The organism is Azospirillum thermophilum (assembly GCF_003130795.1).
Classification (GTDB): Bacteria; Pseudomonadota; Alphaproteobacteria; order Azospirillales; family Azospirillaceae; genus Azospirillum; species Azospirillum thermophilum.
The window spans coordinates 1,428,858-1,450,824 of record NZ_CP029353.1 but is presented as its reverse complement, the minus strand read 5'-3'; the positions used below and the strand labels follow the sequence as shown (position 1 = coordinate 1,450,824).

27 protein-coding genes, 2 tRNA genes and 1 riboswitch are annotated in these 21,967 nt (G+C 70.1%); of the genes, 21 read left to right on the top strand and 8 right to left on the bottom strand.

What is annotated here, in order from left to right:
* Positions 1-62 precede the first annotated feature (62 nt).
* The 6 genes from DEW08_RS13120 to DEW08_RS13095 all read left to right on the top strand — a co-directional run bounded on the left by DEW08_RS13120 (position 63) and on the right by DEW08_RS13095 (position 4,307).
* Entirely contained in the window at positions 63-761 is a 699-nt protein-coding gene (locus DEW08_RS13120; protein WP_109329824.1) for an HAD family hydrolase, read from the top strand.
* A 63-nt stretch (positions 762-824) separates the two neighbouring features.
* Positions 825-1,073 carry an RNA chaperone Hfq gene (gene hfq / locus DEW08_RS13115; RefSeq protein WP_012974114.1) on the top strand — a complete coding sequence of 83 codons (249 nt, stop codon included), beginning with the start codon at positions 825-827 and terminating at the stop codon, positions 1,071-1,073.
* Positions 1,074-1,125: 52 nt separating this feature from the next.
* Positions 1,126-2,394, top strand: a complete 1,269-nt coding sequence (gene hflX / locus DEW08_RS13110) for a GTPase HflX (protein ID WP_109329822.1) — start codon at positions 1,126-1,128, stop codon at positions 2,392-2,394.
* A gap of 145 nt (positions 2,395-2,539) precedes the next feature.
* On the top strand, positions 2,540-2,842 hold the full coding sequence (locus tag DEW08_RS13105) for a hypothetical protein (protein ID WP_109327765.1): 303 nt from the start codon (positions 2,540-2,542) through the stop codon (positions 2,840-2,842).
* A gap of 56 nt (positions 2,843-2,898) precedes the next feature.
* Positions 2,899-3,501, top strand: coding sequence for a hypothetical protein (locus tag DEW08_RS31190; RefSeq protein WP_168220359.1), 603 nt, complete (start codon positions 2,899-2,901; stop codon positions 3,499-3,501).
* Positions 3,498-4,307: an inositol monophosphatase family protein gene (locus tag DEW08_RS13095; RefSeq protein ID WP_109327763.1), complete on the top strand. Its 810-nt coding sequence runs from the start codon at positions 3,498-3,500 to the stop codon at positions 4,305-4,307. Before DEW08_RS31190 ends, DEW08_RS13095 begins: the two co-directional genes overlap by 4 nt.
* 40 nt (positions 4,308-4,347) lie before the next feature.
* Here DEW08_RS13095 and DEW08_RS13090 read toward each other — a convergent pair whose 3' ends face one another.
* The 5 genes from DEW08_RS13090 to DEW08_RS13070 form a co-directional block, all read right to left on the bottom strand.
* Positions 4,348-5,172, bottom strand: coding sequence for a universal stress protein (locus DEW08_RS13090; RefSeq protein WP_109327761.1), 825 nt, complete (start codon positions 5,170-5,172; stop codon positions 4,348-4,350).
* 82 nt (positions 5,173-5,254) lie between these two features.
* Complete coding sequence (locus DEW08_RS13085) at positions 5,255-6,196, bottom strand: ABC transporter substrate-binding protein (protein WP_109327759.1); 942 nt, start codon at positions 6,194-6,196, stop codon at positions 5,255-5,257.
* Entirely contained in the window at positions 6,193-6,966 is a 774-nt protein-coding gene (locus DEW08_RS13080; protein ID WP_109327757.1) for an ABC transporter permease, read from the bottom strand. The genes DEW08_RS13085 and DEW08_RS13080 overlap by 4 nt, the downstream gene beginning before the upstream one ends.
* Positions 6,963-7,724: an ABC transporter ATP-binding protein gene (locus tag DEW08_RS13075; protein WP_109327755.1), complete on the bottom strand. Its 762-nt coding sequence runs from the start codon at positions 7,722-7,724 to the stop codon at positions 6,963-6,965. Before DEW08_RS13075 ends, DEW08_RS13080 begins: the two co-directional genes overlap by 4 nt.
* Positions 7,718-7,825, bottom strand: a riboswitch (TPP riboswitch). Its footprint overlaps the gene before it by 7 nt.
* Before the next feature lie 46 nt (positions 7,826-7,871).
* Positions 7,872-8,624, bottom strand: a complete 753-nt coding sequence (locus DEW08_RS13070) for a DUF1194 domain-containing protein (RefSeq protein WP_109327753.1) — start codon at positions 8,622-8,624, stop codon at positions 7,872-7,874.
* Between the two features lie 204 nt (positions 8,625-8,828).
* On the opposite strand from DEW08_RS13070, the gene DEW08_RS13065 reads away from it, so the two are divergent.
* From DEW08_RS13065 to DEW08_RS32320, 9 genes are all read left to right on the top strand, one after another.
* Positions 8,829-9,953, top strand: coding sequence for an acetoin utilization protein AcuC (locus tag DEW08_RS13065; protein WP_109327751.1), 1,125 nt, complete (start codon positions 8,829-8,831; stop codon positions 9,951-9,953).
* A 159-nt stretch (positions 9,954-10,112) separates the two neighbouring features.
* A complete protein-coding gene (locus DEW08_RS13060) occupies positions 10,113-10,685 on the top strand; it encodes a hypothetical protein (RefSeq protein ID WP_109327749.1) in 573 nt (190 codons plus the stop codon).
* Entirely contained in the window at positions 10,682-11,239 is a 558-nt protein-coding gene (locus DEW08_RS13055; protein WP_109327747.1) for a hypothetical protein, read from the top strand. The genes DEW08_RS13060 and DEW08_RS13055 overlap by 4 nt, the downstream gene beginning before the upstream one ends.
* Positions 11,240-11,336: 97 nt before the next feature.
* The gene (locus DEW08_RS13050) at positions 11,337-11,810 is read left to right on the top strand and encodes a DUF192 domain-containing protein (RefSeq protein WP_109327745.1); all 474 of its coding nucleotides are present in this window, start codon (positions 11,337-11,339) and stop codon (positions 11,808-11,810) included.
* 101 nt (positions 11,811-11,911) lie between these two features.
* Positions 11,912-13,567: an efflux RND transporter periplasmic adaptor subunit gene (locus tag DEW08_RS13045; protein WP_109327743.1), complete on the top strand. Its 1,656-nt coding sequence runs from the start codon at positions 11,912-11,914 to the stop codon at positions 13,565-13,567.
* Positions 13,557-14,258: an ABC transporter ATP-binding protein gene (locus DEW08_RS13040; RefSeq protein ID WP_109327741.1), complete on the top strand. Its 702-nt coding sequence runs from the start codon at positions 13,557-13,559 to the stop codon at positions 14,256-14,258. Before DEW08_RS13045 ends, DEW08_RS13040 begins: the two co-directional genes overlap by 11 nt.
* Positions 14,259-14,273: 15 nt before the next feature.
* Positions 14,274-14,369, top strand: a complete 96-nt coding sequence (locus DEW08_RS33795; protein ID WP_425429096.1) for a hypothetical protein — start codon at positions 14,274-14,276, stop codon at positions 14,367-14,369.
* A gap of 130 nt (positions 14,370-14,499) precedes the next feature.
* Positions 14,500-14,799 carry an ABC transporter permease gene (locus DEW08_RS33460; RefSeq protein WP_342760732.1) on the top strand — a complete coding sequence of 100 codons (300 nt, stop codon included), beginning with the start codon at positions 14,500-14,502 and terminating at the stop codon, positions 14,797-14,799.
* A gap of 101 nt (positions 14,800-14,900) precedes the next feature.
* Entirely contained in the window at positions 14,901-15,293 is a 393-nt protein-coding gene (locus tag DEW08_RS32320; RefSeq protein ID WP_245986208.1) for an ABC transporter permease, read from the top strand.
* A gap of 90 nt (positions 15,294-15,383) precedes the next feature.
* Here DEW08_RS32320 and DEW08_RS13030 read toward each other — a convergent pair whose 3' ends face one another.
* On the bottom strand, positions 15,384-15,743 hold the full coding sequence (locus tag DEW08_RS13030) for a hypothetical protein (RefSeq protein ID WP_245986206.1): 360 nt from the start codon (positions 15,741-15,743) through the stop codon (positions 15,384-15,386).
* Positions 15,744-15,967: 224 nt separating this feature from the next.
* Here DEW08_RS13030 and DEW08_RS13025 point away from each other — a divergent pair.
* The 4 genes from DEW08_RS13025 to DEW08_RS13010 all read left to right on the top strand — a co-directional run bounded on the left by DEW08_RS13025 (position 15,968) and on the right by DEW08_RS13010 (position 17,134).
* Positions 15,968-16,044: transfer RNA gene (locus DEW08_RS13025), tRNA-Pro, on the top strand.
* Between the two features lie 52 nt (positions 16,045-16,096).
* Entirely contained in the window at positions 16,097-16,393 is a 297-nt protein-coding gene (locus DEW08_RS13020) for an ETC complex I subunit (protein WP_109327737.1), read from the top strand.
* Between the two features lie 33 nt (positions 16,394-16,426).
* Positions 16,427-16,502: transfer RNA gene (locus tag DEW08_RS13015), tRNA-Arg, on the top strand.
* A gap of 386 nt (positions 16,503-16,888) precedes the next feature.
* Positions 16,889-17,134 carry a hypothetical protein gene (locus DEW08_RS13010; protein WP_109327735.1) on the top strand — a complete coding sequence of 82 codons (246 nt, stop codon included), beginning with the start codon at positions 16,889-16,891 and terminating at the stop codon, positions 17,132-17,134.
* 460 nt (positions 17,135-17,594) lie between these two features.
* Here the strand turns inward: DEW08_RS13010 and hisI are convergent, their stop codons facing one another.
* Positions 17,595-18,014 (bottom strand): phosphoribosyl-AMP cyclohydrolase, encoded by a 420-nt coding sequence (gene hisI / locus DEW08_RS13005; RefSeq protein ID WP_109327733.1) that lies wholly within the window; start codon positions 18,012-18,014, stop codon positions 17,595-17,597.
* Between the two features lie 30 nt (positions 18,015-18,044).
* Positions 18,045-19,223 (bottom strand): cystathionine beta-lyase, encoded by a 1,179-nt coding sequence (gene metC / locus DEW08_RS13000; protein WP_109327732.1) that lies wholly within the window; start codon positions 19,221-19,223, stop codon positions 18,045-18,047.
* A 322-nt stretch (positions 19,224-19,545) separates the two neighbouring features.
* Between metC and DEW08_RS12995 the strand changes: the two genes are divergently transcribed.
* On the top strand, positions 19,546-20,565 hold the full coding sequence (locus DEW08_RS12995; protein ID WP_109327730.1) for an amino acid ABC transporter substrate-binding protein: 1,020 nt from the start codon (positions 19,546-19,548) through the stop codon (positions 20,563-20,565).
* 198 nt (positions 20,566-20,763) lie between these two features.
* Positions 20,764-21,963 carry an amino acid ABC transporter permease gene (locus tag DEW08_RS12990; RefSeq protein ID WP_109327728.1) on the top strand — a complete coding sequence of 400 codons (1,200 nt, stop codon included), beginning with the start codon at positions 20,764-20,766 and terminating at the stop codon, positions 21,961-21,963.
* Positions 21,964-21,967 lie beyond the last annotated feature (4 nt).

The following is a 21,967-nucleotide window of genomic DNA, read 5'->3' as shown; positions in this document are numbered from 1 at the left end:
CGGCCCGCCGCCGCCAACCGCCAGCCGCCTAGACCCTTGCGGAGTGCATTTTGACCGAGACCATGCCGCTGCCCCGGGCGGTCCTCTACGACTGGGACAACACCCTGGTGGACAACTGGGGCACCGTCCGCGCGGCGCTGAACCACGCCCTCGTCTCCTTCGGGAAGGCGCCCTGGAGCGAGGAGGAGGCGCGCGAGCGCATCAAGCAGTCCCTGCGCGACAGCTTCCCGCGCATCTTCGGCGAGCGCTGGACCGACGCGCGCGACCTGTTCTACGGCTACTTCGCGGACCACCACCTGGAGCATCTCCGCCCGCTGCCCGGCGCCGAGTCGCTGCTGCGGACCTTCGCCGGGCTCGGGGTCTACCAGGCGGTGGTGTCCAACAAGACCGGCCGCTTCCTGCGGGCCGAGGCCGACCGGCTGGGCTGGACCGGTTACTTCGGCCGGCTGGTCGGCGCCCAGGACGCCGAATTCGACAAGCCGCACGCCGCACCCGTCCGGATGGCGCTGGAGCCCGCGGGCATCGCGCCGGGGCCGGAGGTCTGGTTCCTCGGCGACGCCGACATCGACATGGAATGCGCCCATGGCGCAGGACTTGTTCCGGTGTTAATAGGCTCCGGCGAGGGCAGCGGCTTCGGCCGCTTCCCGCCCGCGCACCGCCATGCCGATTGCGAATCCTTGTGCGGCTTGGTGGGACGTGGTGGTATTACCATATCCGTTCAGTCGGTTGTCGAGACGGTGGCTATGCAGTCCAGATCATGACCGCTACGGGCAGTGGACCGTCTTCCCGGCGGTCCCAAGAACATTGAAGAAGGGGGCGACTTAATGTCTGAAAAAAGCCAGAACGTGCAGGACGTGTTCCTCAACCACGTCCGCAAGAACAAGACTCCCGTAACCGTCTTTCTCGTGAACGGCGTGAAACTGCAGGGGATCATCACCTGGTTCGACAACTTCTCCGTCCTGCTGCGGCGGGACGCGCATTCGCAGCTCGTCTACAAGCATGCGATTTCCACCGTGATGCCGGCACATCCGATTCAACTTTTCGAGCCGCCCAAGGAAGGTGAAAGCGTCTGATCCCCAGACCAATGGCGACGGCCGGAGCGAGCTTGCCACCGGCCGGGCCATCGTGGTCCACCCCGTCCTCCGCCAAGAGGCGGACGGGGTCATCCGCCCTCCCGAATCCCGCCTGGAGGAGGCGGTCGGCCTTGCGCTCGCCATCGACCTGCAGGTCGTGCATGCCGAATGCGCCCGGGTCAACCGCCCCCAGCCGTCCACCCTGCTGGGCTCCGGCACGGTCGAGCATCTGGCCGCCCTGGTCGAGGAGACGGAGGCCTCCCTCGTCATCCTCGACCATGCCCTGTCGCCGGTGCAGCAGCGCAACCTGGAACGGGCGCTGAAGGCGAAGGTCATCGACCGGACGGGCCTGATCCTGGAGATCTTCGGCGCCCGCGCCCGCACGCGCGAAGGCATGCTGCAGGTCGAGCTGGCCTCGCTGACCTACCAGAAGTCCCGCCTCGTGCGCTCCTGGACCCACCTGGAACGGCAGCGCGGCGGCTTCGGCTTCCTCGGCGGCCCCGGCGAATCGCAGCTCGAGATCGACCGGCGCCTGATCGGCGACCGGATCATCAAGATCAGGAAGGAACTGGACGAGGTCCGCCGCACCCGCGGCCTGCACCGCAAGGCGCGTGCCAAGGTGCCTTATCCGGTGGTGGCGCTGGTCGGCTACACCAACGCCGGCAAATCCACGCTGTTCAACCGGCTGGCCAACGCCGACGTCTTCGCCAAGGACCTGCTGTTCGCCACGCTGGATCCGACGATGCGGCAGGTCACGCTGCCGTCGGGACGCAAGGTGATCCTGTCGGACACGGTGGGTTTCATCTCCGACCTGCCGCACGGCCTCGTCGCCGCCTTCCGCGCCACGCTGGAGGAGGTGGACGCCGCCGACATCATCCTGCATGTCCGCGACATCGCCCATCCGGACACGGAGGCGCAGCGCGCCGACGTGCACGAGGTGATGCGCGACATGGGCATCGATCCCGACACCGACGACCGCATGATCGAGGTGCTGAACAAGATCGACGTGCTCGACGAGGGCAGCCGCGGCGCGGTCCTTGCCCAGGTCGCCCGCAATCCGCGGGCGGTCGCCCTGTCCGCCCGGACGGGGGAGGGGCTCGATACGCTCGACCGGCTGCTCGACCTGCGGATGAACGCCCACCGGCAGGTGGTCGACCTGACGGTCGGCCTCGGCGACGGCGCGGCGCTCGCCTGGCTCTACGCCCGCGGCGAGGTGCTGGAGCGCCGCGACGACGAGGAGGCGGCGCATCTCCACGTTGCGATCGATCCGGCCGATCTGGCCCGCTTCGAAAAGCGCTTCCAACCGGCTAGGACGTCATGAGCCGTTGGATGGAGGAGGGGCGCGGCGCTATGCCGCGCCGCATCCGTCTGTGGACTTAAGACCAAAGCGGCGTAGTCTTTCCCCCGAACGTTCCCGATTATCAAGTCAGGGAGCGATGGCGTTCCCAAGAGGGGGAGAACCGCCAATGCGGCTGCATACCGATCCGTCGAATTTTTCGATCACGGCCTTCCTCGCCGACCAGGTCACGCTGGTCGCCCGGCAGGAGAAGCTGTCTCCCGGTGCCGCCCTTCTTCGCATTCAGGAGTTGTCCAGGGACGCCGAGGGGCGGGCCCGTCTGCTGCGCATCATCGGCGATGCCGGCGAGCGGGAGACCAACCCGCAGGAAGCCAGCAAGATCGCGGCGGTCCGTCGCGAACTGGCGGCCTGGAGTGTTGCCGCCGAGCGTCATCCGCACGGCTCCGGGCACCCGGCGCGGCCTGATGCGTGACAGCGGAGGCGGTCAGGGGCGATAGTAGGGCGTCTGCCATTCCTCCGGTCGTCCTCGTGCGTCTTTGCCTGCCTCTCCTTCTCGCGCTGACCGCCGCTGTACCGGCCGCCCTGCCGGCTGCTGCCCAACCGGCGCCCGCTGCGCAGGCGCCGCAGGTCTCCTCGTCGCCGCAGGCCCTTCCGCCCGGCTATGTCGAGGAGTTGGAGAACCCGCCGGAGGATCCGCTTCCCCCGGCCCCGCAGGATGTTCCGCCCGCCCCGGCCGAGCCGGTGGTCCTGGCGCCCGACGCGGTGGAGATCCTGAAGGACTGCAAGCTGCCGACCTTCACCGACTGCTTCCGCACCTGGCGCCCGCCGCCCCCGCCCCCCGAGCCGGAGGCGCCTCCGGAGACCAAGGAGGCGAAGACGGCACCGCCGCCTCCTCCGCCCGGTCCTCCCGATCCCACCGCCCCGCGCGAGCCCGCCAAGGGTGGTCCGCCGCCCGCCCCGCCGCCGGCTCCCCAGCCGGAAGCCGACCGCGCCACCTACGACGCCCTTGCCCGCGCGCTCAAGGAGAGCGGGCTGGACGGCAAGGTGCTGCTCGGCGACCCGCCCTCCGACGGCAGCGCGACGCTGCGTCTCGACAGCAAATCAGCCAAACCCGGACAAAAACCGAAATGAGCATTGCCCTTCCCGACATCGACAAGGTCTCCGCCCTGATCCGCGAGGTGGCGAAGACCGAGATCCTCCCGTATTTCCACGACCTCGCCAATGCCGGGGTGCGGGAGAAGACCGGGCCGATGGATCTCGTGACGCTGGCCGACGAGGCGGGCGAGCGCGCCCTGACGCCGCTGCTGGCCGGCCTGCTGCCCGGCAGCACCGTGCTGGGCGAAGAGGCCGCCTCGCAGGACGAGCGCGTGCTCGACCGCGTCCATGGCGACGCGCCGGTCTGGATCATCGACCCGGTCGACGGCACGCTGAACTTCGCCCAGGGCCGCCCGCTTTTCGCGGTGATCGTCGCCCTCGTCCAGGGCGGCCGCACGCTGGCCGGCTGGATTCATGACCCGCTCGACGGACGCATGGCGACCGCGGTGGCCGGGCAGGGCGCCATGCTCGACGGCCGGCGCGTCCATGTCGCCCCGGCCGCCCCGCTGTCCGGAATGGTGGGGGCGGCCTCCACCCGCTTCTGCGCGCCCGAGGTGGCGGCCAGGGTCGACGAGGGGGTGAAGGGGCTCGGCGAGAAGGTCTGCCTGTCGAGCGCCGCGCAGGAGTATCTGCGGCTTCTGGAAGGGCGCTCGCACTATTCGCTCTATCACCGGCTGATGCCGTGGGACCATGCGGCCGGCGTCCTGCTGCATGCCGAGGCCGGCGGCTATTCCGCGCTCGCCGACGGATCGCCCTACAGCCCGACGCTGACCGGCGGCACGCTGCTGCTCGCCCCGGACGAGGCGAGCTGGCAGGCCCTGCGCCGGCAGCTTCTGGGATAACGGACGGGAGGGTGAGGCCGCGCGCCCGCGCGGCCTCTTCTCAGTGGGACATCAGGGCCGGCAGGTGCAGCTTCGCCAGCACCGTGCGGGTCGCACCGCCCAGCACCATCTCGCGCAGGCGGGAGTGGCCGTAGGCCCCCATGACCAGCAGGTCGGCACCGAGGTCGGCGGCACAGGTCAGGATCAGGTCGCCGACGTCGCCGCCATGGGCGATGTTGGCCTGGTGGTGGCTGCGCACCCCGTGCCGCTCCAGCCAGACCATCAGGTCACGGCCGCTGTCGCCGCGATGGTTCGGCGGGTCGATGGTCAGGACCGTCACCTTGGTCGCCGCCTGCAGGAAGGGCATGGCGTTGCGCACGGCGTGGGTCGATTCCCGCGTGTTCTTCCAGGCGACCAAGACGTGCTCGCCCATCGTCATCCCCGCCTTGAAGGCCGGCGGCAGCACCAGGGTGGGACAGGCGGTCTCCAGCGGCAGCCGGTCCGGCACATGCAGGGCGATGCGCTCGCCGCCCTCCTCGGCGCCGGACTGCGCCACGATGGCGAGGTCGGCATAGGTCGCCCGCTCGGCCAGCAGGGCGACATGGTCGCCCTCCTCGACCGTCCAGGAGAAGGAGCAGCCGGCGAGCGCCTGCCGCACCTCCCGTTCGATCTGCTCGGCCCTCTCGTGGGCGATGGCGGTCGCCTCGGCGATGTAGCCGTAGGAGGCGGCGCGCCCGGTCGCCGCCGCCGGCATGCTTACCGGCGTCGCGACATACAGCACCTCGACGAAGGCGTCGAACCGCTTGGCGAGCGCCACGGCCGCCTCCAGGCGGGCCGCGTGCCGGTCGTCATTCGCCATGTGCAGCAGGATGGTCTTGATCGACATGGTATCGCTCGCTTGGGGGATTCCGCTTGCGCATAGGTAACGTCTGGCGGGGCCGCTTGGCAACGGCCGCCGCCGGAGCTTCCTACTTCACCACCACCGCGTAGCGTTCCACCGGCTGGACCGCCTTGATCAGGCCGCGCGCCTTGAGGAACTCGGCGAAGCGGGTGTAGCGGGCGGCGTCCAGCGCGGCCGGGCTGTGGGAGAAGCGCGGCAGCGTATCGGCCCAGGCGCGGCGGTTCAGCTCGTCGTTCAACTCCGGACGGCCCTTCACGAAGGCCGCCTGCGCCTCCTCCGGGTGGTTCAGGATGTAGAGCGTCGCCCGCTCCACCGCGTCCAGGAAGCGCTTGATGCGCGGATCGGCGGTCTTGTCCTGGTGCGCGACGACGATCAGCTCGTCATAGGGCGGCACGCCCTCCTCCTCCGGGTAGAAGGCGCGGCCGGGATGCTTCTCGATCTCCATCTGGTTCAGCTCGAAGTTCCGGAAGGCGCCGACCACCGCGTCGACCTGTCCCGAGAGGATGGAGGGCGACAGCGAGAAGTTCACGTTCACGAGCTGCACGTCCTTCAGGCTCAGCCCGTGCTTCTCCAGCATGGCGCCGAGGAGCGCATCCTCGAACCCGCCGACCGAGAAGCCGACCTTGCGGCCCTTCAGGTCCTTCATCGTCTTGATCGGCCCGTCACGCAGCACGACGACCGAGTTCAGCGGCGTCGAGACCAGCGTGCCGACGCGCACCAGCGGCAGCCCCTCGTCCACCTGCACGATGAGCTGCGGCTGGTACGAGATGGCGAGGTCGCTCCTGCCGGCGGCGACCAGCTTCGGCGGGTCGTTCGGGTCCGCCGGGGCGGTCAGCTCCACCTCCAGTCCGGCCTCCTTGAAGAAGCCCAACTCCTGCGCCACCACCAGCGGGGCATGGTCGGGGTTCACGAACCAGTCGAGCATCACGCTCAGCTTGTCCTGGGCCAGGGCCGGCAGGCTGGCGAGAAGTCCGGTGGCAAACGCCGCGGCTGCGAACGTCCGTTTCATCGGGTCGGTCCTTTGTCTTCAGCAGGTTGCGTATCGGGAAGCCAGGGAAGGACGCGGCGGCCCAGCGCATCGACGGCGGCATAGAGCGCCACCGCGCAGAGGCCGAGGATCAGCAGCGCCGCGAACAGCAGGTCGATCTGCATCCGCGCGTTGGCGTGCAGCATCAGATAGCCGAGGCCGGAGGAGGAGCCGACCCACTCGCCGATCACCGCCCCGATGGGCGCCACGGCGGCGGCGACCCGCAGCCCGGACCAGAAGGCGGGAAGGGCGGCCGGCAGCCGGATGGTCAGCAGCGTGGCCCGCGGGCTCGCCCCCATCGTACGGGCAAGATCCAGCCAGCCGGGATCGGTGCGCCGCAGCCCGTCGAACAGGGCCGTCGTCACCGGGAAATAGATGATCAGCGTCGCCATCGCGACCTTGGAGGCCATGCCGTAGCCGAGCCACAGCACCAGCAGCGGGGCGAGCGCGAAGACCGGGATCGCCTGGCTGACCACCAGCACGGGCATCAGCCAGCGCCGCGCCGTGCGGAAACTCGCCAGCGCCAGCGCGCTCGCCATCCCCAGCGCCACGCCGAACAGCAGCCCCAGCAGCATTTCCGCCAGCGTGGTCAGCGCATGGCCCAGCAGCAGCGGCGCCTGCCGCTGCAGGGCGTCCGCCACCAGCAGGGGACCCGGCAGGATGAAGCGGGGCAGGCCGGTCAGCGTCACCACCGCCTGCCACAGCCCGAGCAGAACCGCGGCCGTCACGGCGCCGCGCAGCAGCGCCGTCATCCGGCAAGCCTCCGCAGCAGTTCCGCCTGCAGGGCGAGGAGCGCGGTGTCGTCCACCGGGCGCGGCGGCGGTCCGGGCGGCTCCAGCGCCGGGCCGATGCCGGCCGGCCGGCCGGTCATCACATGGATCCGGTGGCCGAGCCGCAGCGCCTCCAGCGGGTCGTGGGTCACCATCAGCACCGTGCGCCCGGCCAGCGTCTCCGCCGCCGTCTCCTGAAGCTTGAGCCGGGTCAGCGCGTCGAGCGAGGAGAAGGGTTCGTCCATCAGCACCACGGGCCGGTCCTCGACCAGCGTGCGGGCGAGCGCCACCCGCTGCCGCTGACCGCCCGACAGGGTGGCCGGCCGGTCGCCCTCCCGGCCGCCGAGGCCGACACGCTCCAGGAGCGCGCGCGCCCGCTCGACCCGCTCGGGCCGCGGCCGTTCCCGGCGCAGCCGGCTGCCCAGCAGCACGTTGTCCAGCACCGACAGCCAGGGCAGCAGCAGATCCTGCTGCGCCATGTAGGCGACCCGCCCGGCCAGCGGCGCCCCGTCGCCCGCCTCGACGAGGGTCGGCGGCTCCGGCTCGGCCAGTCCGGCGATCAGGCGCAGCAGCGTGGTCTTGCCCACCCCGCTCGGCCCCAGCAGGCAGGTGGTGGCGCCGCCTTCCAGATGGAGCGCGACATCGCCGAACAGCAGCGTCCCGCCATAGGTCAGGCGGGCCGCGGACACGGTGACGGACAGGGGAGGAAGGACCGCCGCGGGCGGCGTCAGGATGGTCATGCGCTCACTGATCCCTACGCCGGTGTGAACCGGATCAGGTTCCAGGGGTCGTCCCGGACGTGGGACCTCTCAGCCGACCATCGGCTCCCCCCAGTGAAGGCAGCGACTATGGCGCGTCGCGCGCCGATGGGCAAGAGCGCGGCTGCCCTATCGCTGCGCCACGTCGGTGCCCGGCGGGGCGTTGGAAATCTCCAGCAGCAGCTTGTTCAGGATCGCCTCGGCGAAGGCGCCGAAGTCGCCGGCGGGGACCAGGAAGGCGCCGGGGCCGCCGATCACGTTGGCGCGGTAGTAGCGTTCCAGGTCGATGGGCGCGAGGCCGCCCAGCGGGTTGGGCCGGTCGTTCAGGATCGGCAGCCCGTTGATGGTGATGCCGCGCGCCACCGCCTCGTCCCGCGCCCATTCGGCCGGGCGCCCCCGGTTGTTCTCGCCGTCGCCCGACACGTCGATCACCCGCCGCGTCCCCTCGAAGCCGTTCCCGTCGAACAGCCGGGCGCTGAAGTCGATGGCGCTGCTGATCGAGGTCCAATGGGCGGTGGTGAAGGGCGCCTCGCCGATCGCCGAGGCGAAGGTGGAGAGGCTGGCGCGGTCGCCCAGCTCCGTCCAGCCGACGATCACCTGCTGGTGGCTCTCGCCGGCCCACTCGACATAGGTGGCGGCGATCCGGCCGAAGGGGCCGCCGGCGATCGCCTGCTGCACCTTGGGGTTCATCAGTGCGGCGATGTAGCCGTCGCGCTGCAGCTTCGCCTCGTCCGGGTCGACGCTGCCCGAGACATCGACCGCCAGCACCAGCTCCAGGTCGACCGGAACCTCCGCCAGCACCGGGAGGGGGGAGGCGCCGACCGCCAGGACCAGGAGGACGGCCGCCGGCAGGACGGGTCGGGCATGGTGGGAACCCAGCATCGTCGGCCCTCCACTCTGGCACCCTCCACTCTGGCAGGGAGCTGTCCGGGGCAAAGATGCATTTGGCGGTATGCGCACGGATCCGCACAAGGGACGCATCGGACGGACCCCGATGGACAGACGCGCCCTCCCCGCAGGTCGAGGGTCCGGGCGGACAGCTTCGCCCATTGACGGAGATGGGGGACCGCGCCATTTCACCCCCGCATGACCCGCCCGACGCCCCTCGACCGCCCCGTCTTCATCGGCAGCGAGATCTATCGCGGCTCGTCCTACGGGACGAAGCACCCGCTGTCGATCCCGCGCGTCTCGACCGCCATCGACCTCAGCCGGGCGATGGGCTGGCTGGAGGAGGCCGTTTATCTCGATACCCCGATGGCGACCCCGCGGGAACTGGCCCGCTTCCATGCCCCCGACTATGTCGAGGCGCTGCGGCGGGCCGAGGCGGCACAGCACGTCGATGCCGCGACGGGGGAGCGCTACAACCTCGGCCGGCTCGAGAATCCCGTCTTCCCGGAGATGTACCGGCGGCCGGCCACCGGGGCCGGCTCCGCCCTGCTGGCGGCGAGGCTGCTGCTGCGCGGGCAGGCCGATACCGTCTATTCCCCCGCCGGCGGCACCCATCACGGCCGCCCGGCGCGGGCCAGCGGCTTCTGCTACGTCAACGCGCCGGTGCTCGGCATCCTGGAACTGCTCGACCACGGGGTGGAGCGGGTGCTCTATGTCGATCTCGACGCCCACCACGGCGACGGGGTGCAGGACGCCTTCGCCGAGGACGAGCGGGTGCTCACCGTCTCGGTCCATGAGGACGGTCGCTGGCCCTTCACCGGCAAGGCGGAGGACCGCGCCGGCGGCATGGCGCGCAACCTGCCGGTCCCGCCGGGCTTCAACGACAGCGAACTCGCCTTCCTGGTGGAAGCGGCGATCCTCCCGCTCGGCCGCGCCTTCCGGCCGCAGGTGCTCGTCCTGCAGACCGGGGCCGACGCGCTGGCCGACGATCCGCTCAGCAGGCTGGAGCTGTCCAACCGCGCGCTGTGGGATGCGGTGGCGGCGTTGCTGCCGCTGGCGCCGCAGGCGATGGTGCTGGGCGGCGGCGGCTATAACCCCTGGTCGGTCGGGCGCTGCTGGGCCGGCATCTGGGCGGTTCTGGCCGGGCTCGACCCCGCCGTCGCGCCGACCGCGGAGGCGGAGCGGGTGCTGCGCGGCCTGACCTGGGCGCGCGCCGCCGGCCGCAACCCGCCGGAGCACTGGTTCACCACCATGGCCGACGACCCGCGGCCGGGACCGCTGCGCGACCCGGTGAAGCGCGTCGCCGATCTGGTCCTCGCGTAAGGCATCTCGCTGCGGAGCGCGACAGTTCGTCCCGAACATCATCCGGCGCCGCTTCGATTTGTTGACCTTTTGCGACAAATGCGGGAATTTCTATCCTATCGTCAGTACCGGATCTGCCGGGGCTGCGGTGCTCGCTCGCCGGGGGGCGCCAGCCGGACCATGTCGAACACGACCCTGTTCCTGATCGCCATTGCCGTCATCCTGACGGCCGCGGTCCCGGTCGCCATGATGCTGAAGGACATGCTGCCCGGCATTCTGGAGCGCAGCTCGGGCCTTGATCAGCTCGAAAACAAGATCTACGTCCTCCATGCCGAAGCGCAGGAACTGCAGACCCGCGTCAACGGCCTGACCCAGCGGCGCAACCAGCAGACCGGCGACAGGTCGCGCCTGGAGGGCGAGATCCGCAAGACCGAGAAGCTGATCGCGGATCTGGGCAACCAGCCCCCGCTGTTCGTCCACGAGGTTGGCGACCCGCAGTCCTCGCTCACCAGATTCACCGCCGTCGTGACGCAGGAGAAGGCGTCCGCCACCGCCCGCGCCTCCGGCGACCGCTCACAGGTCAATCCCATCTGGCGCCACACCAACGTGGCGGAGGTCTGGGCGGCCAGCCTGGAGGAGGCGAAGCAGATGCTCGACATCGCCTTCCCCTTCAAGCTGGGCTTCAACAAGACCTTCCAGAAGGCGCCGCGGTCGCCCGCCATGCCCCAGCGGCAGAAGGTGGACGCGGCATGATGATCAACTTCCTGATCCTGCTGGGGATCATCGCCATCGGTGCCTGGCTCGGCAACGTCCTGCTGGCGGTCGAGGCCCGCGTCTCCCAGAGCCGCGGCCGGGTCCGCTCGGCCCGCGACGCCATCGACAAGCTGGACGGCACCATCCGCCGCCTTCACCGCGACGAGGACAGGCTGAACGGCGAGATCGAGGAGCTGATGCAGGACATCGTCGCGCTGCGCCAGAAGCAGGCCGACGCCCAGCGGCGGCTGGGGGAGGCGCAGGCGAAGCGCCGTCCGCAGCTCCTCATCCTCAGCGACCGCCGCAATCCCAGCGACAAGGAATGGCTGGTCACCGTGATCAACCCGCAGATCGGGGAGATCGACGCCGCGCACCCGCTGGCGCTCGACTGGACGCGCGGGCGCGACTATCTGGTCTGGGCGGAGAGCGAGCGGGACGCCGCCGAACGCACGGCCCGCCGGTTCAGCGCCCGGCCCGGCTACCAGATCAAGTCGGTGGCCCCGGTGAAGGAGGATCTCTACGGCCCCGCCGCCGGCGGGCGTCCGGCCGCGTGATCCGCCGCCCGGCATCCCCGCAGGCTGGACAAGCCATGCCGCCGGATGCATCGTCCCGCCCCGCAGCTACTCCACATAACTGAGATGGTCGGGCGCGATGTTCGGAAGGCTTCTGCTGAGCGCGATGGTTACCTTCAGCCTCCTCTTCACGGCGGTTCTTCCGGCAAAGGCGCAGGAGCGGTTCGACCGTTCCTCCCTGACGGTGCAGACCGCATCCGGCGGCAAGTACCGCTTCGACGTCGAGCTCGCCCTGACGCCGGCGCAGCAGGCGCAGGGCTTGATGTTCCGCCAGTCCATGGCGGCCGACGCCGGCATGCTGTTCCTCTACGACCGGCCGCAGCCGGCCAGCTTCTGGATGAAGAATACGCTGATCCCGCTGGACATGCTGTTCATCGGCGCCGACGGCCGCATCGTGAACATCCACGACCGGGCGACGCCGCAGTCGCTCGACGCCGTCAACTCGGCCGGCCCGGTGAAGGGCATCCTGGAAATCAACGGCGGCATGGCGGCGCGGCTGGGCATCAAGCCGGGCGACCTCGTGGTGCATCAGGCCTTCGGCACGGCGAAGTGACGGGCACCCCCGTCCGCCGGCTCCTCGGCGCCCGGTGACAAGCGGCCGGCGCTCCGCCACATTAAGGCCCTGATCGGCGGCTTTCGCGTACGGAACGCAGGATGAACAGGCGCGTGGCGACGGGTGTGGCGGCGGTTCTCCTCGGGATCGGGGCGGCATCGGGCGTCCTGTTCCTGGCGCGCGCCGAACCCGGCCCCGCCTACCGCCTCGCCAGGGTGGAGCAGGGGCCGCTGGTCAGCGCCATCAGCGCGACCGGCACCATGAGCGCGCTGGTCACCGTCGAGGTCAGCTCCCAGCTCTCCGGCCAGATCGCCGAGCTCTACGCCGACTTCAACAGCCGGGTCACCAGGGGCCAGCTCCTCGCCCGGCTGAACGGCGACCAGCTCGACGCCCGGCTCGCCCAGGCGCGCGCCGACCTGGAGGCCGCCGGGGCCGGCCTCAACCAGCAGATCGCCCAACTCGACAAGGCGAGGGCCGACGCCGCCAACGCCAGGGCCAGCGTCGCCAATGCCGACGCCCAGCTCCTGCGCGCCGAGCTGGCCCGGCGCGACGCCGACCGCGACCTTGCCCGCCGGCAGGACCTGCGCGGCCGCGGCGTGGTGGCGCCGGCCGACCTGGAAAAGACGGAGACGGCCGCCCGCAGCGCCGGCGCCGCGGTCACCGCGGCCCTCGCCCAGAAGCGTCAGGCGGAGGCGGCGCTCGCCTCGGCCGAGGCGACGCTGGAGGTCGGGGCCGCCCAGGTGCAGGTCGCCCGCGCCACCGTCGCCCAGCGCGAGGCGGCGCTCCAGCTCGTCCAGGTGGACGTCAACCGCTCGGTCATCCGCTCGCCGATCGACGGGGTGGTGGTCAACCGCTCGATCAACACCGGCCAGACGGTGGCCGCCAGCCTGCAGGCGCCGACCCTCTTCACCATCGCCCAGGACCTGCGGCAGATGGAGGTGCTGGCCAACATCGACGAGGCCGACATCGGCCGGGTGCGCGAGGGCATGCCGGTCAGCTTCACCGTCAACGCCTTCCCCGGCGACCGCTTCACCGGCCGCGTCTCGCAGGTGCGCCTCGCGCCGAAGGAAGACCTGAACGTCGTGACCTACATCGTGGTCATCACGGTGGAGAACCCGGAGATGCGGCTGCTTCCCGGCATGACGGCCAACCTGCGCATCATCGTGGACGAACGGCCGTCGGTCGTGAAGCTGCCCAACGCCGCCCTGCGCTTCCGCCCGCCCGGCGTGGCGCTCGCCGCCGAGGACGGTCCCGCTCCGACGCTGGGCGGTCCGGACGGCGGGCGCGGCGCCCGCGCGCTGGAGGCGCTCGGCAGGCGGCTGGCCGACGAACTGCGGCTGGGCGAGCAGGCCCGCCGGGCGGTCGCCGCCATCGTCGCCGAAGCCGGGACCCGCTTCGCTGCCCTCGACGCCGAGGCCGGCGATCCGGAACGCAAGCGGGCGGAGGCCGCCGCGGTACGGGCCGCAGCCCTCGACCGCATCGGCGCGCTGCTGTCGCCGGCCCAGCGGGAGAGTTTCGACCGCATCACCGACCCGCGCCGCGCCGACGCTACCCGGACAGTCTGGGTGCCCGGCGGCCGGGGCGTGGCCGGAGGGCAGGGCGGCGGCGCGCCGGTCGGGGTGACGGTCCGCCTCGGCATCAGCGACGGCAGCTACACCGAGATTCTGGGCGGCGCGCTGCAGCCGGGGCAGGAGGTGATCACCGGCATCCTGCCGCCCGACCGCGACGGACGACGGGGGCCACGCCTTGGCTTCTGACCCGCCGGCCCTGATCGCCGTGGAGGCGCTGGAGCGGTCCTACCTCGTCGGGCCGCAGCGGGTGCGGGCGCTGGACCGCGTGTCGGTCGAGATCGGGCGGGGGGAGTTCGTCGCGGTGATGGGGCCGTCGGGGTCCGGCAAATCCACCTTCATGAACCTGCTCGGCTGCCTCGACCGGCCGGACGCCGGGCGCTACCGGCTGGACGGCGATGAGGTCAGCGGCCTGCCGGCCGACGCGCTGGCGGCGGTGCGCAACCGCAAGATCGGCTTCGTCTTCCAGTCCTTCCACCTGCTGCCGCGGCAGACCGCCCGGGCGAACGTCGAGCTTCCCATGGTCTATGCCGGCATCCCGCGGGGACACAGGGCGGACCGGGCGCGGGAGGCGCTGGCCGCGGTCGGCCTGGAGGAGCGGATGCACCATCGCCCGACCCAGCTTTCCGGCGGCCAGCAGCAGCGTGTCGCCATCGCCCGCGCGCTGGTCAACCGGCCGATCCTGCTGCTGGCCGACGAGCCGACCGGCGCCCTCGACAGTGCCACCAGCCGCGGGATCATGGCGCTGTTCCAACGGCTGAACCGCGACGGGCTGACCGTCGTTCTGGTGACGCACGAGCCGGACATCGCGCTCCATGCCGGGCGGGTCCTGACCTTCCATGACGGCCGGCTGGTCGACGACCGCTGCGCAGCGCGCTGACCATGCTGCGGCATCGTGATCGGCGTGGCGGCGGTCATCGCCATGGTGGCGGTCGGCGCCGGTGCGCGCGACCAGGTGCTGCGCCAGATCGCCAGCCTGGCACCAACCTGATCCGGTCGGGCAGGGCAGCGTGGCGCGCGGCGGCGTCAGGCTCGGCGCCGGCACCGCCGCGACCTGACCGAGGACGACGCCACCGCCGTCCTGCGCGAGATTCCGGGCGTGCAGGTCACCGCCCCCTCGGGTGCGCTGGGGTCTGCAGATCGTCGCGGCAACCAGAACTGGGGCACCACCTCTTCGCATCACCCGACTACATGGAGGCGCGCACTGGTCCGTCGAGCATGGCCGCGGCTTCTCCGACGAGGATGTCGCGCCAGTCGACCAAAGGTCGTCCTGCTGGGCCGGACGGTCCGCGTGCGCAACTCTGTTCGGCGGCGGCGATCCGGTGGGCGAGCAGGTGCGCGTCTTCACCGTGCCGCTGACGGTGATCGGGTGCTGGGCGAGAAGGGGCAGAACACCCAGGGACAGGACCAGGACGACGTGATCCTCGTCCGCTCTCCACCGCCAAGCGCAACATCCCGGGCATGGCGAAGTCGAACCGCCGCTTCATCCACTCCATGACCATCAAGATGGCCGGGGGCCGACATGGAGGAGGCGCAGGCCCAGATCCGCGACCTGCTGCGCCAGCGCCACCGTCTGGTGCCGGGGCAGGAGGACGATTTCTGGATGCGCAACCTGTCGGAGGTCGCCGCCACCCGCGACGCCTCCCCCGCGCGCTCTCGGTGCTGCTGGCGGCTTGTGGGCCGGTGTCGCTGCTGGTCCGGCGGCATCGGCATCATGAACATCATGCTGGTCTCGGTGACCGAGCGGACGCGCGAGATCGGCCTGCGCCTCGCCATCGGGGCGCGGCGGCGCGACATCCTCGTCCAGTTCCTCATCGAATCGACGACGCTGTCGGTGATCGGCGCCGCGGTCGGCGTGGCGCTGGGATCGCCACCGCCGCCATCGTCGCCGGGCTCGCCGGCTGGCCGACGCTGATCGGCATCGACTCCGTCCTGCTGGCGGTCCTGGTCAGCGGTCTGGTCGGGATCGTCTTCGGCCTCTATCCCGCCCGTCAGGCGGCGCGGCTCAACCCGATCGACGCGCTGCGGCACGAATAGCCGCCAGTGCGGCCTCTTCCTCCTCCACCCTCACCAGGATGGCGCGGGAGCGGGCGAGCAGGCGGGCGAGGCGCGCCACCCGCTCCACTCCGCGGCCGGCCGCCAGGACCGCCGGCCGCCGCTCCGCCAGGATGCGGGCGAGCGCCAGGGCGGAAGTGGCGGCATGGCGCTTGGCGAGATCGATCTGCCCGATCCCCGGCGCCAGCCGACCGCGCAACGGCCCGCCGCCCCGCGGCGCGACGAGGTCGACCGGGAACCCTTCGCCCAGCAGCCGGTTTGCCAGGGATACCGCCAAGGCCCGGTCGGGCAGGTCGGCGAGGTCGGGCACGAACACCGCGATGCGGGGCGGGTCGATACGGGCCGGGGGGATGCTGGACGGGGGGATGCTGGACGGGGCGGGGGCAGCGGTCTGGTCCTTCCGGAACGGCGGCGCAACGCCGCAGGGCCATGCGGCCGCCCGGCGTGCTACAGCATCGGGCGAAGGCTCCTGGCAGAGGCGTGCGCCGACTGCTTGCCCCTGGTGCGGCGTTCGTGTATCTCACATCGCTGCGTCGGGGTGTAGCGCAGTCTGGTAGCGCGCCAGTTTTGGGTACTGGAGGCCCCCGGTTCGAATCCGGGCTCCCCGACCAAACCGTCAGGGTCGAACGACCGCAGTGGATTCCAGTGAGGAGAGGCTGAGCGATGAATGTCCGGATTTACCAGCCGAGCAAGACGGCCATGCAGTCCGGGCGGGCGAAGACTCACAACTGGCTTCTCGAGTACGAGATCGAGACCCCGCGGCGGCCGGAGCCGCTGATGGGGTGGATCAGCTCCGGCGACACGCTGAACCAGGTGAAGCTGACCTTCGAGACCAAGGAGGAGGCGATCGCCTTCGCCGAGCGCAAGGGCTGGACCTACTCCGTCCAGGAGCCGGCCGTCCGCCGCTTCCGCCCGCGCAACTACGCCGACAATTTCCGCACCGACCGCCCGCGCTTCTGATCCTCGGCGGCCGGCCAAGCGGCCTCGGGCCGGGGCCCCATAGCTCAGTTGGATAGAGCAGCCGCCTTCTAAGCGGCAGGTCGCAGGTTCGAATCCTGCTGGGTCGCCATCCGGGCCGGCAACGGTCATTTGTGCGGAAATTTATCCCCCGCACCGGTTATCAGTTCATTGTCAGAATAGTTTGTGCGTCTAACTCTTTGGGCGAAGCGCAAAGGGCTGATTTCGCACCTGTTTTTTCGTCGTAGTGCAACCGCGAGATCTGGCTTGGACGAAGCGGTTGTCCTGCCGGGCGGACATGCCCTCGTCCCTCCACAGAGTTATCCACAGCAGCGGTGACCAGTTCGCCGCGCCAATCGTCCGGGTGGACGGCCGGGCGGCAGCGTCTCATGCGATCCAGCGGAACCTCGACCGATCGACGGCGTTGAACGCGGGACGGGTGCGCGGCTCCGGCCGCCGTCGCCCGCCGGCACGTCCACTGTCCAGGATCCTGTTCCCGTGCTCCGCTGGGTCGTCCAAACGCTGATTCTCTGCTTCCTCGTGGGTGTCCTGCTTTCGGTCTTCCAGATCGATCCGGCGAGCATCTTCCGCGACACCTGGGCCACCGTGGGGGAGGTCGCCGATCTCGCCCTGTCGCTCGGACGCTGGGCGCTTCCCTACGTCCTGATCGGCGCGGTGATCGTCGTTCCGATCATGGTGATCGCCGGCATCCTGCGTTGGACCCGCTCCCGCCCGCGGCCGTGAGGCCATGGAAACGGCAAGAAAACGGGGACGCCGCGTGCGGCGCCCCCGGAGGTGTTGCGGAATGGATGGGAGACAAGCACAACGATGCGCCGGCAGTCGCGCCGCCGCCTTGATCCAGGTCAGCGTGGGCGCGGCCGCCATGCCGATTTTTGCAGGCGCAAAAAAATGAACCGGAGGCTCCAGGGAGGCTCCGGTTCAAGTCGATACAGGGAGGGTTAGAGACGAACGGAGCCTAGCCGAAGCGGCTATGCCGTTCGTTGATCCATATCAATCCGAACCCGGTTTTTGAAATCTCCTCTCCCAAACTGGTCTTACCACGCAAAAAAGAAACCGGAGCTTTCCAGTCAGGAAAACTCCGGTGCAGTCGAATACAGGGAGGGTTAGAGACAGCCCCGTTGTAGCCCCTCCGCCCCCGGCAACCTTGATTTAGATCAAATGCTGTTGCATTGCACCGGCGTCCCTACGCGCCATGCGTGTGCGGAGTCCCGTAAAGCACGCTCGGGTCCGTCTCCACCTCCTGGATGGTCTCCAGCGTGCCGTCCCGCCAGGCGCGATAGAAGCAGCTTCGCCGCCCGGTGTGGCAGGCCACGCCCTGCTGCTCGACGATCAGCAGGAGCGTGTCGCCGTCGCAGTCCACGCGGAAATCCTTCAGCATCTGCACCTGACCGGAGGATTCGCCCTTGCGCCAAAGGCCGCGGCGCGACCGCGACCAGTAGCAGACGCGGCCGGTGGTCAGCGTCTCGACCACGGCCTCGCGGTTCATCCAGGCCATCATCAGCACCTCGCCGGTTCCCTCGGCCTGGGCGATGGCAGGGACCAGCCCGTCGGCGTTGAAGCTGATGGCGGCGAGGACGGCGTCGAACGCGGTGGCGTCCGTCATCGGCATTTCCTTTCTCGAATGGACCGGAGGTCAGAGGGCGGCCCGCATGCGCCGGAAGCCGTGCTCCAGGTCGCGGATCAGGTCGTCGGGCGATTCCAGGCCGGCATGCAGCCGCAGCACGATCCCGGGATCGGTCCAGCGCGTGGCGCTGCGCATGGCGGCCGGACGGGTCGGCAGGATCAGGCTCTCGAAGCCGCCCCAGGAATAGCCCATGCCGAACAGCTCCAGATGGTCGAGCATCGCCGCCAGCGCCGCCCGCGGCACCGGGTCGATGACGATGGAGAACAGGCCGGAGGAGCCGCCGAAGTCGCGCTTCCACAGGGCGTGGCCGGGGAAGTCGGGGCGGGCGGGGTGCAGCACCCGCCTCACCTCCGGCCTGGCCGCCAGCCAGCCGGCCAGCGCCAGCGCGCTCTCCTGGTGCTGCTTCAGCCGGACCGCCAGGGTGCGCAGGCCGCGCAGGCCGAGGAACAGGTCGTCGGGCCCGCCGGTGGTGCCGGACCGGGTTGCGGCCTTCTTCACCGCCGTCCAGCTCGCCTCGTCGCGGCAGACCAGCACGCCCAGCATCGCGTCGGCATGGCCGACGATGTACTTGGTCGCGGAATGGATGGAGACGTCCACCCCATGCTCCAGCGGGCGGAAGAACAGCGGCGTCGCCCAGGTGTTGTCGATCATCACCGTGGCGCCGACCCGCTTGGCCGCCGCCGTGATGGCCGGCACGTCCTGCACCTCGAAGGTCAGCGAGCCCGGCGATTCGAGGAAGACGACGCTGGTGTTCGGGCGCAGCAGGGCTTCGATCCCCGCTCCGACGGCCGGATCGAAGAACTCCACCTCCACGCCGTAGGGGGCCAGCGTCTCCTTGCAGAATCGCCGGGTCGGGCCATAGGCGCTGTCGGTCACCAGGATATGGTCGCCCGCCTTGGTGAAGGCCATCAGCCCGGTGGCGATGGCGGCCAGCCCCGACGCGGTGTTCACCGCGCGGTAACCGCCTTCGAGAGCCGCCACCGCCTCCTCGAACGCAAAGGAGGTCGGGGTGCCCATCCGGCCGTAATGGATGCCCTCCAGCGGGTTGCGGTCGCTCTCCTCCAGCGCGTCCAGAGTCGGGAACAGGACGGTCGAGCAATGATAGACCGGCGGATTGACGATCCCGTGGTTGGCATGCGGGTTACGACCGGCATGGATCAGAGTGGTTTCCTTGCTCGTGTCCTTCATCGTCCATCCATTTTGTAACTCGGGTCCGGCAACGACCGGAACTGCCGGTCCGGATACCCCGTCGCGCTGGCATCTTGGCACCTGCCGCGACGAGTGGCTACCGCGGAGTGAGCGGGGTAACCCCCTGACAAGGATGGGGTTCGTCTCTCGTCCAAGTGGTGTGACCACTGCACGGAAGGATTCGACAAGGCTGCCGCGATTGATACATTCTCGTCATAAGGCATCCCCGATCGCGGACGCTACCGGACCGGTTCCGGGGGCCGCGGGGACATGCCGGGCATCCTCAAAGACCACACAAAACATGAACAGGGTGAGGCTAATAATGAAACTGCGAATCCTGGCCGCGACCGCCGCTGCTCTGGCCGTCACCGCCGTCGCCGGCGCCGAGGCCGGCACGCTCGACACCGTCAAGCAGCGCGGCTTCGTCCAGTGCGGCGTCAACGTCGGCCTTCCGGGCTTCGGCAGCCCCGACAGCGCCGGCAACTGGCGCGGCCTCGACGTGGATTACTGCCGCGCCGTCGCGGTGGCGATCTTCAACGACCCCAACAAGGTCAAGTTCACCCCTCTGTCCGCCCAGCAGCGCTTCCCGGCGCTCCAGTCGGGCGAGGTCGACCTGCTGTCGCGCAACACCACCGTCACGCTCACCCGCGACAGCTCGGTGGGCCTGAACTTCGCCTCGCCGACCTACTATGACGGCCAGGGCTTCATGGTGAACAAGAAGCTCGGCGTGAAGAGCGCCAAGGAGTTGAACGGCGCCACCGTCTGCGTCCAGTCCGGCACGACGACCGAGCTGAACCTCGCCGACTATTTCCGCACCAACGGCATGTCCTATACCCCCGTCGTGATCGAGAACAACGACGAGGTGAACGCCGCCTACTTCGCCGGCCGCTGCGACGTGCTGACCACCGACGTGTCCGGCCTCGCCGGCACCCGCGCCGCGGTGGCCCCGGTTCCGGACGACCACGTCATCCTGCCGGAGGTCATCTCGAAGGAGCCGCTGGCCCCGGCGGTGCGCCACGGCGACGACCAGTGGTTCGACATCGTGAAGTGGGTGGTCTACGCCACCATCCAGGCGGAGGAGTCGGGCATCACCTCCAAGAACGTCGACGAGCAGGCCAAGAGCACCAACCCCGAGATCCAGCGCCTGCTGGGCACCTCGGCCGGCATGGGCAAGGCGCTCGGCCTGGACGACAAGTGGGCCTACAACGTCGTCAAGACCATCGGCAACTACGGCGAGATCTTCGACCGCAACGTCGGCCCGGGCACCCCGCTGAAGCTGGAGCGCGGCCTGAACGCCCTGTGGACGAAGGGCGGCCTGCAGTACGCGATGCCGATCCGGTAAAGGAGAGCGGCGGGGCCGTCCGCCGCCGGGACAGGGACGGACGGCCCCCTTCGGTCGGGAGGATGGCGGCGCAGGGCAACAGACCAATCGCCCGCGCCGGTCGCCATCCTTGGGAGACGTGAGGGTCGTGCCTTGCGGACGGGAAGCCTGGGGAGGCCTTCCGGTACCGCGCCGGGCGCGACGACGAGGGAGTGATCCGTGGCCACAGAGACCCGGAACGCTCGCGGCGCCGCTGCGCCGCGAGGTGCGAGTTTTTCCCTCAGCGACCCGATGTTCCGTGCCGCCTTCTACCAGATCGTGGTGGTCGGCGCGGTCGTCCTGGTCGGCTGGTTCCTGATTTCAAACACGCTGGACAATCTGGAGCGGCGGTCGATCGCCACCGGATTCGGCTTCCTGGAGCGGGAGGCCTCCTTCGGCATCGGCGAATCGCTGATCGACTATTCGCCGAGGGATACCTACGGGCGCGCCTTCCTGGTCGGCGTGCTGAACACGCTGAAGGTGTCGGTGATCGGCATCGTGCTGGCGACCCTGCTGGGCACGCTGATCGGCGTGGCGCGGCTGTCGAGCAACTGGCTGGTCGCCAAGCTGGCGTCCGCCTATGTCGAGATCGTGCGCAACGTCCCGCCGCTGCTGCAGCTCTTCTTCTGGTACGCGCTGGCGTCGGACGGGCTGCCGGCGGTGCGGCAGGCGCTGAACCCCCTGCCTGGCGTCTACCTGTCGCAGCGCGGCCTGTGGTTCCCGGTGCCGAGCCACGACCCGATCTGGCAGGCGATGGGCATCGCGTTCGCCGTGGCGGTGATCGCCGTCATCTTCCTGCGCCGCTGGGCCGCCGCCCGGCAGGCCCGCACCGGCCAGCCCTTCCCGACCGGGCGGATCGCGTTCCTGCTGCTGCTCGGCCTGCCGCTCGCCACCTGGATCGCCGGCGGGGCGCCGACCGCGCTCGACATGCCGGTTCTGGCCGGCTTCAACTTCCGCGGCGGCCTCGTGATCTCGCCGGAATTCTTCGCCATCCTCATCGGCCTGACCGTCTACACCGCCGCCTTCATCGCGGAGGTGGTGCGCAGCGGCATCCTGGCGGTCAACTGGGGCCAGACCGAGGCGGCGCGGGCACTCGGCCTGACCGGCGGGCAGACGCTGCGGCTGGTGGTTCTGCCGCAGGCCCTGCGCGTCATCGTTCCGCCGCTGACCAGCCAATACCTGAACCTGACGAAGAACAGCTCGCTGGCGCTCGCCATCGGCTATCCGGACGTGGTGTCGATCCTGAACACGACGCTGAACCAGACCGGCCAGGCGATCGAGGGCGTGACGATGATCATGGGCACCTACCTGACCATCAGCCTCAGCATCTCGCTCTTCATGAACTGGTACAACAAGCGCATCGCGCTGGTGGAGCGGTGACCGG